Origin of the sequence: Pseudoalteromonas sp. Xi13, from assembly GCF_003952205.1 — a bacterium.
Taxonomy (GTDB): Bacteria; Pseudomonadota; Gammaproteobacteria; order Enterobacterales; family Alteromonadaceae; genus Pseudoalteromonas; species Pseudoalteromonas atlantica.
In genome coordinates this window covers 1,423,858-1,437,588 of record NZ_CP034439.1, presented here as the reverse complement: position 1 = coordinate 1,437,588, position 13,731 = coordinate 1,423,858, and the positions used below count along the sequence as shown (strand labels likewise).

The window sequence follows — 13,731 nt, the reverse complement described above, 5'->3', positions numbered from 1 at the left end:
TTGTTCAGCGAGACTTCAACGTTTGCTCGGATCGGGAGGAGTTATTTGATTTAGCAAATCATTAGAGGGTCTTAATTTGAGGGCGTTTAGCCTTATTAAAATAGTTATCATGAAAGTAAGCAGGATTTACTTTTTTACATGCTCAGTAATGCAAGTAATACGCTTTTACTATAAATATGACGGAGCCCCCTATTGGCGTAAGGCAATTCACTCCATAACAAGAACGAGCAAGCACACCAACATAAACAGATGAGAATGAAAAAAAAGGTTACAGCATACAAGGCAGCAAAGAGGTTTAAATGTGTTAGTGCTTTAAATACAATTTTATACTCCTGCTATTGCAGCTCTGCATATAAAAGACGTCCGCTTAATAGTACTGCTTTATTATAGGAATAGCTTATTATAGTAATACCTTATTAATAGCTGACTTTTGTTATGCGCCAGCTAAAAAAATGATTAGCAGGAAAAAGGTACCTTAATACGTTACATAAAAATTATAAAAGTGAGTGATTTGCTCACCAGTTTGAACATTGCTTAAATTAAGCACCAGTTGCCACAGCATATTTTTCTCAGAGCATATGCCCACCATAGTGTCACTTTTATAAATAGTTGCTTCTTTAGTGAACTTTTGCGGAATAAAACCCATATACATGCTTATACTTTCAAGCTTAGCATTATCTATTTTTAGGTGGGCGGGTAAATCAAGGTAAATATTAAAGGGGGTTTCGGGGGTAATATTTTTATCACTTAACCATACTTTAACACCGGTATTATAAATACAGCGCTGATTCGTGTCGCAATTTGTTTTTAACAGTGCTTTTTGATCTTTTTGATTGGCATTGTCACAGCCTGTTAATACAAAAAACAGCATTAAAAACAAAGATAATCTATATATATGCATAACAAATCCGCGCTAAATAAAAACAAATCTTAATTAGCATGCTTTGAAATAACAATAGCCAGTGTGATGTTTGGTTAATATAGGTACAATCTGTATCAAAAAATAAACAACAAACTCACAAACTTTGATTGATGTCATAATTTTATGTAATTGACCTATCTTTTTTAGGCCAAAAAATTTATCATTTCACCCGCAAAAAATAAGGGTTTCTCGAGTTTGTTTTCTGAAGCATTCAGGCTTTGAACGTTTTAGGTAATACGCTTGGGGAAAATAGTAGGCCCCACTTTAAACGGTGGGTAATTCATTTCTAAACGCATTTATTGCAGCGGAAGCCAGAAAATGAGCCAAACAGTAGCATCACAAACTGAGTATAACTATAAAGTTGTACGCCAATTCGCTATTATGACAGTGATTTGGGGCATCGTTGGCATGAGTATTGGGGTTCTGATTGCTGCCCAATTAGCTTGGCCAGCACTTAACTTTGATACACCATGGTTAACATACTCTCGACTACGTCCGTTACACACGAACGCAGTAATTTTCGCATTTGGTACCAGTGCACTTTTTGCGACGTCTTATTACGTCGTTCAACGTACTTGTCAAACGCGCCTTTTCTCAGACAAACTCGCCGCTTTCTCTTTTTGGGGTTGGCAGCTTGTTATTGTATTAGCCGTAATTACATTACCACTGGGTATTACTAGCTCTAAAGAATATGCAGAGCTTGAGTGGCCAATCGATATTTTAATCGCGGTAGTATGGATAGTTTACGCAGTGGTATTTTTTGGTACGCTGATCAAACGTAAAGTATCGCACATCTACGTTGCTAACTGGTTCTACGCTGGCTTTATTATTACTGTTGCAGTGCTACACATTGTAAACAGCATGGCAGTGCCTGTGTCGTTAACTAAATCATACTCAATCTACGCAGGTGCGGTAGATGCAATGGTTCAGTGGTGGTACGGTCACAACGCTGTAGGTTTCCTACTAACGGCTGGTTTCTTAGGTATGATGTACTACTTTGTACCAAAGCAAGCAGGTCGCCCAGTTTACTCTTACCGTTTATCGGTAGTTCACTTTTGGGCACTTATTTCACTTTACATTTGGGCAGGTCCTCACCACCTTCACTACACTGCGCTTCCTGATTGGACGCAAAGTTTAGGTATGGTTATGTCTATTATCCTATTTGTACCGTCTTGGGGTGGTATGATTAACGGTATAATGACGCTCTCTGGCGCTTGGCATAAGCTACGTACCGACCCAGTACTGCGTTTCTTAGTTGTTTCATTGTCTTTCTACGGTATGTCTACGTTTGAAGGCCCAATGATGGCAATTAAATCTGTAAATGCATTATCTCACTACACAGATTGGACTATCGGCCACGTACACTCAGGTGCACTAGGTTGGGTTGCGATGATTTCAATTGGTGCTATTTACCACCTTATTCCTGCGTTATTCGCACAAGGTCGTATGTACAGCGTTAAATTGGTTAACACGCACTTTTGGTTACACACAGTAGGTGTTGTACTTTACATTGTTGCAATGTGGATCTCAGGTGTTATGCAAGGTCTAATGTGGCGTGCAGTTAACTCTGACGGTACATTAATGTACAGCTTTGTTCAGTCTTTAGAAGCATCACATCCTTTCTACATTATGCGCTTTGTAGGCGGTGTATTCATCGTTACAGGTATGTTAGTTATGGCTTACAACGTTCTGCGTACAATTTCAGCTGAGAAAGAATCACTGAAGTTAGACGCGCAAGCACAATTAGCATAACGGAGTGAGATGATGAGCAATAAAAATTCACAAAACAAACATGAAATAGTAGAAAAGAACGTTGGCCTAATGGCTATTCTGACTGTTTTTGCTATTAGTTTTGGTGCATTAGTTGAAATTACTCCGCTAATGTTCCAAGACGATACAACAAAACCTGTAGAAGGTTTGCGCCCACTTAACGCGCTTGAAATGGAAGGCCGTGACATTTATGTACGTGAAGGTTGTTATAACTGTCACTCACAAATGATTCGTCCTTTTCGTGATGAAGTTGAGCGTTACGGTCACTACTCTGTAGCGGGCGAATCAGTATGGGATCACCCTTTCCAATGGGGTTCTAAACGTACTGGTCCTGACCTTGCACGTGTAGGTAACCGTTACTCGGACGATTGGCATTATGCACACTTAGTTGATCCACGCGCCGTGGTTCCTGAGTCGAACATGCCAGGTTTTCCTTGGTTAGCAGAGACTAAGGTTGATACCAGCCTGACTCTGAAAAAACTACAAATTTTCCGTGATACTTTTGCTATTAACCCAGAAAACCCTAAACACCCGGGTTTAGGTTATGGCAGCGACGAAGAGCTACAAGCAGATGTTGATAAAGTTAACGCTATGAATAACGGCGAAGGCGCAACAGAAATGCAAGCCCTAATCGCGTATTTACAGCAACTTGGCACCCACTTGAAGTAATTATTATGGATTACGGAACATACAGAGGCATTTTGACTCTGGTAATTTTAGTATTGTTTATTGTGATTGTTGTATGGGCATACAGCAAGCGTAGCAAAAATCGTTTTGATGACGCTGCTAATGCCATTTTCGAAGATGAAAAAAAACATAACAACACACTCTCTAACGAGGAAAAGGAGTCTGAAAAATGACTAGCTTTTGGAGTATTTGGGTTATTGTATTAACCCTAGCCTGCTTAATCATCATTTTTAGCTTATTAGTTTGGAACCTTAAAAACTATGCGGGCGTAAAAGAAGGTGAAGACTGCGGACATGAATATGACGGCATTACCGAACTAAATAATCCACTACCAAAATGGTGGACGTACATGTTCTTCGCAACATTTATTTGGTCGGTATATTACTTAGCAGCTTATCCAGGTTTAGGTAACTGGGAAGGCTTAGGTAAATGGACAAGCTCTAACCAAGGTATTACCTCTTTAGCTGAATCTAAAGAAGCCACGGCTAAAGCAAAAGAAGAAGGCCGCTATGTAAAGCTTGATAAAGAATACGAAGCAGCACAAGAGCGCTTTGGTCCTATTTTTAACAAGCTTGCACAAGTACCAGTATTAGATTTAGTTAACTCTAAATTTGAAGGTGATGCAGCGCAGCAAGTAGCCCTTGAAAATGGCGAAAAGCATGAACAAACAGACGGCCAGTTAGCACTTGAAATTGGTCAGCGTTTATTCTCGCAAAACTGTGCGCAATGTCATGGTTCAGATGCACGTGGTGCAACTGGCTTCCCTAACCTAACTGATAAAGATTGGTTATACGGTGGCTCACCAGACAAAATTAAAGAAACGCTTCTTTATGGTCGTGTAGCCGCAATGCCTTCTTGGAGTGCAGCACTTGGTGAGCAAGGCGTTAAAGAAATGACAGCGCACGTACTTAGCTTGTCTGGTCGTACTGTTAACCAAAAAGATGCCGCTGCAGGTGCAGCTAAGTTTGCGATGTGTGCCGCGTGTCACGGTGCAGATGGTAAAGGCTCTGTTGCACATAACTTACCGTTTGGTGCACCAAATCTTACAGATAACATTTGGTTATACGGTGGTTCTCAACGCGCTGTTGAAGAAACCCTTAACCATGGCCGCGCCGGTGTAATGCCAGCATGGAAAGACATTTTAGGTGAAGATAAAATTCACCTGTTAACTGCCTATGTTTACAGTTTATCGCAAGATAAATAAACACCCAGTTAACTATTAATTAATCTTTTTATTTCAACAGATTAATCCAGATCAAAAAAGCCTCCAGTCGGAGGCTTTTTTTTAGTCTTTTACAAATATTTGCTATAAAATAGCCCTACCTAAACTAATTTTAGAGCAACTATGCAACCTACTCCGTGGTATAAAAATTTTTGGCCTTGGTTTTTAATCTTTTTTCCGCTAGCGGCCATTATCGGGTGCATAACCTTGATTATTACTGCTGTGGGCAACGGCCCAGATATGGTGGTTGATGATTACTATAAAAAAGGCAAAGCAATAAACTTAGAACTTACTAAGTTTGAAAAAGCCAAAGCACTGTTTTTACATGGCAAGCTTAATGTTACAAACGAGCGTGCCAGTTTTGCCTTTACTAAAGGCGATTATAGTAAAGTACACGCTTTAAAGCTGTCTTTTTATCATCGCACCATCAAAGCGCATGACTTTGAAGCAACGCTTACCCCTAATGCAAATAAAGAATTTACTGCCCTTTTAGATAACTACACACCAGGTGCTTACTCTGTATTTATAGAGCCGGTGGATGGTAGTTGGAAGTTAAAAGAAAACATCACTCTTCCTACCGAGCAGCCTTTGTTAGTTACCCCAAATTATAAGTAGCCACCACTATGAGCGTTTCTTGCTTTCATTGCCTTGAAAGTGTGCCAAATGGATTTCGCGCAACCGTAACAATAGATAACACGCCACAGCCTATGTGCTGTATTGGCTGCCAAGCAGTTGCGCAAAACATTGTTGACCAAGGCATGACCGACTATTACAAATACCGCACCGTACGCGCTGGTAAAGTAGAGCAGTTAGTCCCTGAGCAACTCGCGCTTATTAAAAGCTACGACAACGAAGACATACAAGATGAGTTTATAGCCACAACCGATAACTTATCCCAAGTACTTTTAAGTGTTGAAGGCATTACCTGCGCCGCGTGTGCATGGCTTATCGAAAAGCAATTACTTAGCTTAAAAACGGTAAAGCGCGTTGATGTTAATACCTCAACTAACCGTGCCATGATCCAATGGGATAAAACCCAAACCCCGCTAAGCGAAATTATTACTTCCTTAGCCAAAATTGGCTACAAAGCTTACCCGTTTCAAGCCGATGACGAAGCCCAACAAAAGCAACAAACAGCAAAAGCCTATATACGCCGCTTAGGTGTTGCAGGGCTGATGACCATGCAAGTGATGATGTTTGCCTTTGCCATGTACTTTGGCATGTTCTCGGGTATGGATAATAACTTTGAGCAATACTTTAGGTGGATAAGCCTAGTGCTTGCCTCCCCCGTTATTTTATACAGCGCATTACCCTTTTTAACTAATGCTATAAATGGCTTAAAAGCAAAACAGTTAAATATGGACTTACCCGTTTCGCTGGCTATTTTTGGTGCGTATAGCGCCAGCTGTTATGCCACATTTATGCAAGTAGGCGAAGTGTATTTTGAATCGGTATGTATGTTTACCTTTTTATTATTATTAGGTAAATACCTTGAATTTAGGGCTCGATTAAAAGCCAGCGAGTTTACTGCCAACTTACAAAAGCTGCTGCCTTTAACCGCCCGCACCCTTGATGATAACGGCCAAGAGCATATTATTGCAGCTAAAAAGCTTAAGCTTAATGATGTTGTACTCATAAAGGCTGGCGAAACTATCCCCGCTGACGGAGAGCTTATCAAGGGGCAAACAAGTGTTGATGAGTCGATGATGACCGGTGAGCATCAGCCCGTTAATAAGTTTATTGGCCACAATGTGTATGCTGGGTGTGTTAATCACGATGGCGTAATAGAAATAAAAATAAATAAAATTGGCCAAAACACCCTACTAAACCAAATTATACACTTACAACACACAGCGCTTACCAAGCGCCCTAAACTGGTAGAAATTACCGATAAAGTTGCCCAGTGGTTTATTGCCTGCTTGCTAGTTTTTGCCTCTATAACGGCCATTGGCTGGTACCAAATTGACCCAGAGCACGCGTTTTGGATCACTATTTCTGTATTGGTTGCCACTTGCCCTTGCGCGCTTAGCCTTGCTATACCTACCGCATTAACGTGCGCTGTAGCCACGCTTACCCGCAAAGGGGTGTTAATTAAACAAGCGCATGTGCTCGAAACCCTCTCGCAATTAACGCTGTTTGCCTTTGATAAAACAGGCACCCTCACACAAGGTAAATTTAGCTTAGATGCCATTGATATACTCGATGACACAATCTCTAAAGAGCAAGCGCTAAATATTGCAGCCCAGTTAGAGCGTTATTCTGAGCACCCCATAGCCAGCGCATTTAATAAATACGCCACCACCGAGCTTGCCCTTACAAACATTACTGTACACCCAGGTATGGGCATTAGTGCACAAAGCGCAGATGATCATTACGCTATTGGTAAAAGCGGCTGGTTTGACAGTAAAAAAACAAATGCCCAAGCAAGCCTATTTATAAATAAACGCGTAGTTGCTCGTTTTTACTTTATAGATAAAGTAAAACCCGGTGCCAGTGAGCTTATAAGTACCTTACAAGCACAAAACTTGAGCTGTCATATGCTCACAGGCGATGCATCAGACGCCGGACAAAAAATAGCAAAACAGTTAAAGCTCAACAGCAGCCAAAGCGCCCTGTCGCCTAAAGATAAACAAACCGCCGTAGAGCAATGGTCATCACAAAACGAAGTGGTTGCCATGGTAGGCGATGGCATTAACGACAGCCCAGTATTTGCCAGTGCCCATTTATCCATTGCAATGGAAACCGGTGCCGACATTTCTAAAAACAGTGCCGATGTAGTGCTGTTAAACAGTGATTTAGCCTCAATTGCGCACCTACTCAATGTTGCTAAGCAAACCAGGCGAATCATTAAGCAAAACCTAACGCTATCTTTGTTGTATAATGCCTCTATTTTACCGCTTGCAGCGCTTGGGCTTGTAGCCCCGTGGATGGCCGTTATTGGTATGTCTGCCAGCTCAATTATTGTGATTAGTAATTCACTAAGGCTTTTAAAGTTATGAGCATAATTTATATTTTAATCCCGATTGCCATATTATTTGTGATTATTGCCATTGGCGTGTTTTTTTGGGCCGTTAAAAGCGAGCAATTCTCTGATTTAAACAAACAAGGTCATAGTATTTTGTTTGAAGATGATAAAGAACAACACAACAAAAGTAATGATTGACCCACTTTACACCAGCGCCTTTTTAATGGGCTTAATTGGTAGCGGGCATTGCCTTGCCATGTGCGGTGGTATTGCCAGCTCATTGCAATTGGCCATTAACAAGCGCCAATCTGTTATTTATTCATTTGCTTATAACATTGGCCGAGCGTGTAGCTACATGCTGGCTGGCGCACTCGTTGCGGGTATAAGTAGCCAATTTGCAAAGCAAAATACGTTTTTTTCTGTAACCCTTTCATTCATTGCGGCTATTTTTATGCTGCTGGTAGGCGTATATATAATGCGCTTAGGCCCCACTTTGCAATGGCTTGAAAAAATAGGCAAAACACTTATTTGGCAGCATATTGTTAAGCTTAATAAATATTTAATGCCTGTAGATTCAACGGCTAAAGCATTGGGTTACGGCGCGTTGTGGGGCTGGCTACCCTGTGGTTTGGTTTATTCAGCGCTCACATGGGCAATGACCAGCCCTAGTGCATTTGATGGTGCCCTAGTGATGCTTTGCTTTGCGCTTGGCACCTTTCCGGCCATGATCACCTTAGGCCTGGCCGCCCAAAAACTTAATAGTGTTATTAACCACCCATGGACGCGAATTGTGTTAGGCAGTATTATAATTTGGTATGGTATGTACCTATTGATCATTGCCACCGACAAACTAGTACATTAATCGTCAGCGGCATTAAGCCACTCGGTTTATTTTCACTGCTGTGTATAAAAATTAAAACGGATTAAATTATGGATTTCTCTCAAAGTCGCGCTAAAAGTAATTGTGCAATTAGCTGTAACAACTGCAGCATCAGCCAATTGTGTTTGCCGTTTTCGTTAAATGGCCAAGAAATGGATAAACTTGACGAAATCATTGAACGCAAAAAGCCCCTGCACAAAGGCGACTACTTGTTTGAATCCGGTGCTGCGCTTAATGCAATTTATGCAGTACGCTCAGGCTCATTTAAATCGTACACATTGTCTGAACAAGGGGATGAGCAAATTACCGGTTTTCACTTAGCCGGCGATTTAGTCGGCTTTGATGCCATTAGCAAAATGGCTCACCAGAGCTTTTCGCAAGCACTAGAAACATCAATGGTCTGCGAAATCCCGTTTAATACACTCGATGAGTTAGCAGGTAAATTACCCAAACTTCGCCAACAAATTATGCGTTTAATGAGTAGCGAAATTACCTACGATCAAGAAATGCTGCTACTTCTTAATAAAAAATCGGCAGAAGAGCGCCTAGCGAGCTTTATTTATAACCTTTCGGAGCGCTTTGGCGAGCGCGGATTCTCGCGTAAAGAGTTTAGATTTACCATGACTCGTGGTGAAATAGGTAACTACTTAGGGCTAACCGTTGAGACCATCAGCCGCTTATTAAGTCGTTTTCAAAAAGCGGACTTAATAAAAGTAGAAGGTAAATTTATTACTATTTTAGACAGCGACGCACTCGCCAAAACGGCAGCAATAATTAAGCCTTGCTAAACTAACAGGTGTTGTAACTTTGATTTAGAACAACAATTTGTGTGCTACCCCTTTAACTGCTGTGTATTTACGTTACACTGAAAGTAAGTTAAAAAGGGAGTAGCATATGAACACTATTAAACGTATTTTAGCCGTTATTGATCCCACTAAGGATGACCATCACGGTTTAGCTCGCTCGATTGATTTAGCCAAAAAGTCAGGCGCGAGTATTACCGCCTTTATGACTGTTTACGACTTTTCTTACGAAATGACCACTATGCTGTCGTTTGAAGAGCGCGAAGCAATGCGAAAAGCCGTTATAAGCGATAGAGAATTATGGCTTAAGGATATAATTTCTACCTACCCAGATGTAAATATCACCACCCAAGTGGTCTGGCATAACCGCCCTTTTGAAGCCATTATTAATACCGTGATTGAACAAGAATACGATTTAGTGGTTAAAAGTACCCATCAGCATGGCGCGCTAAAATCGGTTATTTTTACCCCTACCGACTGGCACTTAGTACGTAAATGTCCCACACCTGTGTTATTTGTAAAAGAAATGGCCTGGCCTGAGCAAGGTAATATTTTAGCCGCAGTCAATGCGGTTAGTGAAAACGATGAGCATGTAGCCCTTAATAAACGCATTATTAAAGATGCACAATTTTTATGTGAACTTGCCAACGCTAAACTTAATTTAGTTAATGCCTACCCTGCTACACCCATTAATATTGCCATAGAGATACCAGAATTTAACCCAGGCCTTTATAACGAATCTGTAAAAAAACACCACATAGAATCTACCAACGAGCTTGCTAAAACCTTTAGTTTAACTAATGAGCAATGCTTTATAGAAGAAGGCCTACCGGAGGATGTGATCCCCGATGTAGCAAATCGCTTAAATAGCGAACTGGTGGTGATTGGCACCGTAGGGCGCACGGGGCTAAGTGCCGCATTGGTTGGCAACACTGCCGAGCACGTAATTGATAGCCTAGACTGCGATGTCTTGGCATTAAAACCTGATGGCTACGTAAGCCCGCTTGCCAAAAGTTAAACAAAGCCTTAACTAGCGCTTTAATACCCATAGTACTTGGGTATATAATACGCCCCTTTATTTTCAGCAAATAATTTGCCGCATTGTTTTATAAGGGGGCGTAGTGTCTCACTCAGCTCAAGCCAAAGCTCAATACAACTTAAATAAGCTACAAAAGCGTTTACGCCGTCTTACTGGCCAAGCCGTCATGGACTTTAACATGATAGAAGAAGGCGACCGTATAATGGTATGCCTATCGGGTGGTAAAGACAGTTACACCATGCTTGATATGCTTAAACATTTAAAGCGTGTGGCGCCTATTAAATTTGATTTATTTGTTGTTAATCTCGATCAAAAACAACCAGGCTTTCCTGAACACGTTTTACCTGAGTACCTTGATAAACAAGATATTGAATACAAAATTGTAGAAGAAGACACCTACAGCATTGTTACCGATATAATTCCTGAGGGTAAAACCACGTGTTCGCTTTGCTCACGCCTACGTCGTGGTATTTTGTACCGTACAGCCAAAGAAATGGGTGCAACTAAAATTGCCCTTGGCCATCACCGCGATGACATGATCGAAACACTCTTTTTAAACATGTTTTACGGCGGTAAGCTTAAAAGCATGCCGGCTAAATTAATGAGCGATAACGGCGAGCATATGGTTATTCGTCCCCTCGCTTATTGTAAAGAAGCCGATATAAGTAAATACGCATTTAGCCAAGGCTACCCTATTATTCCTTGTAACTTATGTGGCTCACAAGAAAACCTGCAACGTAAACACACTAAAAACATGCTAGCGCAATGGAATAAAGACCACCCTGGGCGTATTGAGAGTATTTTTACTGCAATGCAAAATGTGGTGCCTTCGCATTTAGCCGATACAGAACTATTTGACTTTGAAAACCTAAAAACCGGCGACGTTATTGATGGCGGCGATATAGCACTCGATAAACCAGATATACCTAACGCGCCTGTAAGCGATGAAGATGAAAACCAACAGCAACAAGCTGATGTTGTTACTATTAACCTAAGCTAACGGTTTTAAAAATACAGTTAAGGGGCTACTCGCCCCTTTTTTTATACTCATTAATCCTGCTAAGCGCCTTTATCAGCTAACCCTTTTAAAAACTCTAAACTCATTCGTTCTTGCTCGTTTGCTTGATAAGGCAACTGTTGCAAACTATCGTAGGCAAAATCTGTAATTTCAAACTCAGTAATGTCACTGCTACCAAAACTATTACGCTCACCTGGTCTTGGCGACATGCGCTCTATCACAAAGTCACTTAAACGCATGTTAACCACCCCTTGTGGTAATACCGACCAATGCGCCTTTAAATCCACCGTTTGACTGCCCTGTGAAAGTTTCTTTTTAGTCACCAAATGTGCAAGTGGGGTCGTATCACTGTATAAATTAGCTCTAATTCTATATAAGCCACTTTTAAGCACCTTTAAATGGGCTGTGGCTATCATGTTTTCGTTTTGTACATAGGCATTATCAAAATCAATAAGCGTCGCACTGGGTGGCATATACTGTATTTGCGCAACTGCAGGCACCTTTTTACCTGCAACATTTGCCTCTACAAATAGCTGTAAATTTCGCGGGTAGTCTTCACTGGCTTTAAAGCTTACTGTGGCTTCACCCTGCTGAGCTGTGGTGGTTTTTGAACTGATTGACGCTTTGGTATCGGTATTGCTTAGCGCTACATTTACCTCTGCTAGGTTTTGCGCAGCAATATGAACGGTTATTTCTTGCGGGTATACAAACCGATATTTATCTAAACTAACAACGAGGGCATTACCCGCATCGTCAATGGGGCTTGTAACTGGGTAAAACTGATTGGGCTTTAAACGGTCTTCATCAAGTGCGCTTAAGGGCTGCGAATAAGGTGGGTATTTGAGTGCGCTTTGGTATTGCATTGCCACATGCTCTGCGGCACTGGCCAAGTGCTGATCATAATGTATTTTGGGTGGGCTTTTTGCCTGTTTTTGTTTTGGCACATCAATGGTTATTACGGTGTTTTTATCTGGGCTTGCTGGATCTGTCTTGTTTTTTATTGCCAGTGCAGCGGGAGGCTCAAGCGTTTTAACTTCATTTTTATTTGTAAACCACAGTAAAAACATCGCAATACTGACTACAGCGGCACCAATGTAAAACTTTTTCATGTTGCATCAATCCTTTAAAAGCGTGCAGCAAATAACTACACGCTCTAGCATTTAATACCTAACGCGTTTAAAAATTTAGGTACTTATTAAGGGATCACGTTATAAATAAGTGCCGAGGCACTTTGCGTGTTTGAATCCTTAATATAGCGGTAGTGTTTTTTCCAAAACCAAGTACCCGTTGTTTTATCAAATGTATTAAAGCCAACATTTTGACCATCTACATTTATATTGTTCATGGCAATTGTGACATTCCCTTTGCGTTGCGCATTGTGGATCTCGTTGTGGCTGTAGCTGTCGCTCATCATCATTGGATAATGGTTCGGCATAAAGCTATTAACGGCATCGCCTTGTGATTTTAACTGGCCATTAGTATCAATACTGCTACTACAACTGCCAAACGATTTAGCCGCGCTTGCTCCACACGATGAATGCGATGCCACCACCGAATCATCATTACCTTTTAAAAACCCGCCCGTTAAACCTAGGTACTCATTACCATCGGCTACAAAACGTAAACGCGGCGTACGCGCATCTGGAAACGGCGAAATTTTGCGTGCGTTATTTACTTTTAAATCGTGTAATACGCCCACCGCTTCTGTCACATCGCTGCCTAACCACCATTTGAGTGCAGCATCCACTGCAAAGTTCCATGCTGCGCCAGTTAAAGCACTTACAGCAATATCGGCAAGCTCGCTGCCGCCCCCTGCTCCCGCTAAATCAAAGGTCGCCACAATATTAAGTGGCGTAAGGCCTGCATTTTCAAGCCAATTAGCTTGGTTATCAATAATATGGCGAGCAACTAAATCGCCTGTTGAATGCGTTACTAGCACACAGCCATCAGCACATAAGTTAGAACGCGATATTTGCTTTAATTTAGGCCATACCCAATCGGTCGCAATTTTACCTTCAATGCGCTCATAGGCTGGCCAATCAATACGTTCATCAGCACGGTTATTCCAATAGGTTTGCCAATAGGTTTCACCGTCGTTTATTACATCGCTGCCCGACTTATTGGTTATTTGCGATACCTGTAAGCCGTGGATCAGTATAATTTTGTGATCTTTACTCAGTGCAGAAAAGCTCATTAAAAACGCAGCGCTGGCAAAAAGTAGATATTTAAGTGTGTGTGTTCGTTTAGAGTTGTTCATATAAATCCTTAATGTGTTCAGTGTTTTATTTTTATGCCTATGTACTTAAGGTATTCATTTACACATGTGCAGGCGCACATGCATTGACCAGTATTAGGAACAACGCTCAAAAATGCAACAATTTATTATCATTTAAATTCTGCTAAATCTATATTGACTGTATATTCA

General features: G+C 41.2%; 14 protein-coding genes. 11 read left to right on the top strand and 3 right to left on the bottom strand.

Annotated features, from left to right (window positions below):
* Window positions 1-475: 475 nt before the first annotated feature.
* On the bottom strand, window positions 476-901 hold the full coding sequence (locus tag EJ103_RS06545; protein WP_126006601.1) for a hypothetical protein: 426 nt from the start codon (window positions 899-901) through the stop codon (window positions 476-478).
* A gap of 339 nt (window positions 902-1,240) precedes the next feature.
* On the opposite strand from EJ103_RS06545, the gene ccoN reads away from it, so the two are divergent.
* The 11 genes from ccoN (at window position 1,241) to ttcA (ending at window position 11,288) form a co-directional block, all read left to right on the top strand.
* On the top strand, window positions 1,241-2,674 hold the full coding sequence (gene ccoN, locus EJ103_RS06540) for a cytochrome-c oxidase, cbb3-type subunit I (RefSeq protein ID WP_004588826.1): 1,434 nt from the start codon (window positions 1,241-1,243) through the stop codon (window positions 2,672-2,674).
* Between the two features lie 12 nt (window positions 2,675-2,686).
* A complete protein-coding gene (gene ccoO / locus EJ103_RS06535) occupies window positions 2,687-3,361 on the top strand; it encodes a cytochrome-c oxidase, cbb3-type subunit II (RefSeq protein WP_004588825.1) in 675 nt (224 codons plus the stop codon).
* A gap of 5 nt (window positions 3,362-3,366) precedes the next feature.
* Window positions 3,367-3,552 carry a CcoQ/FixQ family Cbb3-type cytochrome c oxidase assembly chaperone gene (locus tag EJ103_RS06530; protein ID WP_004588824.1) on the top strand — a complete coding sequence of 62 codons (186 nt, stop codon included), beginning with the start codon at window positions 3,367-3,369 and terminating at the stop codon, window positions 3,550-3,552.
* Complete coding sequence (gene ccoP / locus EJ103_RS06525; RefSeq protein ID WP_054982343.1) at window positions 3,549-4,583, top strand: cytochrome-c oxidase, cbb3-type subunit III; 1,035 nt, start codon at window positions 3,549-3,551, stop codon at window positions 4,581-4,583. Before EJ103_RS06530 ends, ccoP begins: the two co-directional genes overlap by 4 nt.
* A 141-nt stretch (window positions 4,584-4,724) precedes the next feature.
* The gene (locus EJ103_RS06520; RefSeq protein WP_126006599.1) at window positions 4,725-5,216 is read left to right on the top strand and encodes a FixH family protein; all 492 of its coding nucleotides are present in this window, start codon (window positions 4,725-4,727) and stop codon (window positions 5,214-5,216) included.
* An 8-nt stretch (window positions 5,217-5,224) separates the two neighbouring features.
* Window positions 5,225-7,600 (top strand): heavy metal translocating P-type ATPase, encoded by a 2,376-nt coding sequence (locus EJ103_RS06515; RefSeq protein WP_126006598.1) that lies wholly within the window; start codon window positions 5,225-5,227, stop codon window positions 7,598-7,600.
* Complete coding sequence (gene ccoS / locus EJ103_RS06510; protein ID WP_002963071.1) at window positions 7,597-7,764, top strand: cbb3-type cytochrome oxidase assembly protein CcoS; 168 nt, start codon at window positions 7,597-7,599, stop codon at window positions 7,762-7,764. Before EJ103_RS06515 ends, ccoS begins: the two co-directional genes overlap by 4 nt.
* The gene (locus EJ103_RS06505) at window positions 7,757-8,428 is read left to right on the top strand and encodes a sulfite exporter TauE/SafE family protein (RefSeq protein WP_126006596.1); all 672 of its coding nucleotides are present in this window, start codon (window positions 7,757-7,759) and stop codon (window positions 8,426-8,428) included. Before ccoS ends, EJ103_RS06505 begins: the two co-directional genes overlap by 8 nt.
* Before the next feature lie 68 nt (window positions 8,429-8,496).
* Entirely contained in the window at window positions 8,497-9,234 is a 738-nt protein-coding gene (locus tag EJ103_RS06500) for an FNR family transcription factor (RefSeq protein ID WP_126006594.1), read from the top strand.
* Between the two features lie 106 nt (window positions 9,235-9,340).
* Window positions 9,341-10,267: a universal stress protein UspE gene (gene uspE, locus EJ103_RS06495; protein ID WP_126006592.1), complete on the top strand. Its 927-nt coding sequence runs from the start codon at window positions 9,341-9,343 to the stop codon at window positions 10,265-10,267.
* 103 nt (window positions 10,268-10,370) lie between these two features.
* Complete coding sequence (gene ttcA, locus EJ103_RS06490) at window positions 10,371-11,288, top strand: tRNA 2-thiocytidine(32) synthetase TtcA (RefSeq protein WP_029774533.1); 918 nt, start codon at window positions 10,371-10,373, stop codon at window positions 11,286-11,288.
* 59 nt (window positions 11,289-11,347) lie between these two features.
* On the opposite strand, the gene EJ103_RS06485 is transcribed toward ttcA, so the two are convergent.
* A complete protein-coding gene (locus EJ103_RS06485) occupies window positions 11,348-12,415 on the bottom strand; it encodes a hypothetical protein (protein ID WP_126006591.1) in 1,068 nt (355 codons plus the stop codon).
* A gap of 86 nt (window positions 12,416-12,501) precedes the next feature.
* Window positions 12,502-13,563 (bottom strand): hypothetical protein, encoded by a 1,062-nt coding sequence (locus tag EJ103_RS06480; RefSeq protein ID WP_126006589.1) that lies wholly within the window; start codon window positions 13,561-13,563, stop codon window positions 12,502-12,504.
* Window positions 13,564-13,731: the final 168 nt, after the last annotated feature.

Excerpts from the sequence above, each read along its gene's own strand:
- EJ103_RS06520 (WP_126006599.1), top strand. The coding sequence starts at position 4,725 with ATGCAACCTACTCCGTGGTATAAAAATTTTTGGCCTTGGTTTTTAATC.
- EJ103_RS06530 (WP_004588824.1), top strand. The coding sequence starts at position 3,367 with ATGGATTACGGAACATACAGAGGCATTTTGACTCTGGTAATTTTAGTA.
- EJ103_RS06480 (WP_126006589.1), bottom strand. The coding sequence starts at position 13,563 with ATGAACAACTCTAAACGAACACACACACTTAAATATCTACTTTTTGCC.
- EJ103_RS06505 (WP_126006596.1), top strand. The coding sequence starts at position 7,757 with ATGATTGACCCACTTTACACCAGCGCCTTTTTAATGGGCTTAATTGGT.
- EJ103_RS06500 (WP_126006594.1), top strand. The coding sequence starts at position 8,497 with ATGGATTTCTCTCAAAGTCGCGCTAAAAGTAATTGTGCAATTAGCTGT.
- EJ103_RS06515 (WP_126006598.1), top strand. The coding sequence starts at position 5,225 with ATGAGCGTTTCTTGCTTTCATTGCCTTGAAAGTGTGCCAAATGGATTT.
- ccoS (WP_002963071.1), top strand. The coding sequence starts at position 7,597 with ATGAGCATAATTTATATTTTAATCCCGATTGCCATATTATTTGTGATT.
- EJ103_RS06545 (WP_126006601.1), bottom strand. The coding sequence starts at position 901 with ATGCATATATATAGATTATCTTTGTTTTTAATGCTGTTTTTTGTATTA.
- EJ103_RS06485 (WP_126006591.1), bottom strand. The coding sequence starts at position 12,415 with ATGAAAAAGTTTTACATTGGTGCCGCTGTAGTCAGTATTGCGATGTTT.
- ccoP (WP_054982343.1), top strand. The coding sequence starts at position 3,549 with ATGACTAGCTTTTGGAGTATTTGGGTTATTGTATTAACCCTAGCCTGC.
- ccoN (WP_004588826.1), top strand. The coding sequence starts at position 1,241 with ATGAGCCAAACAGTAGCATCACAAACTGAGTATAACTATAAAGTTGTA.
- uspE (WP_126006592.1), top strand. The coding sequence starts at position 9,341 with ATGAACACTATTAAACGTATTTTAGCCGTTATTGATCCCACTAAGGAT.
- ccoO (WP_004588825.1), top strand. The coding sequence starts at position 2,687 with ATGAGCAATAAAAATTCACAAAACAAACATGAAATAGTAGAAAAGAAC.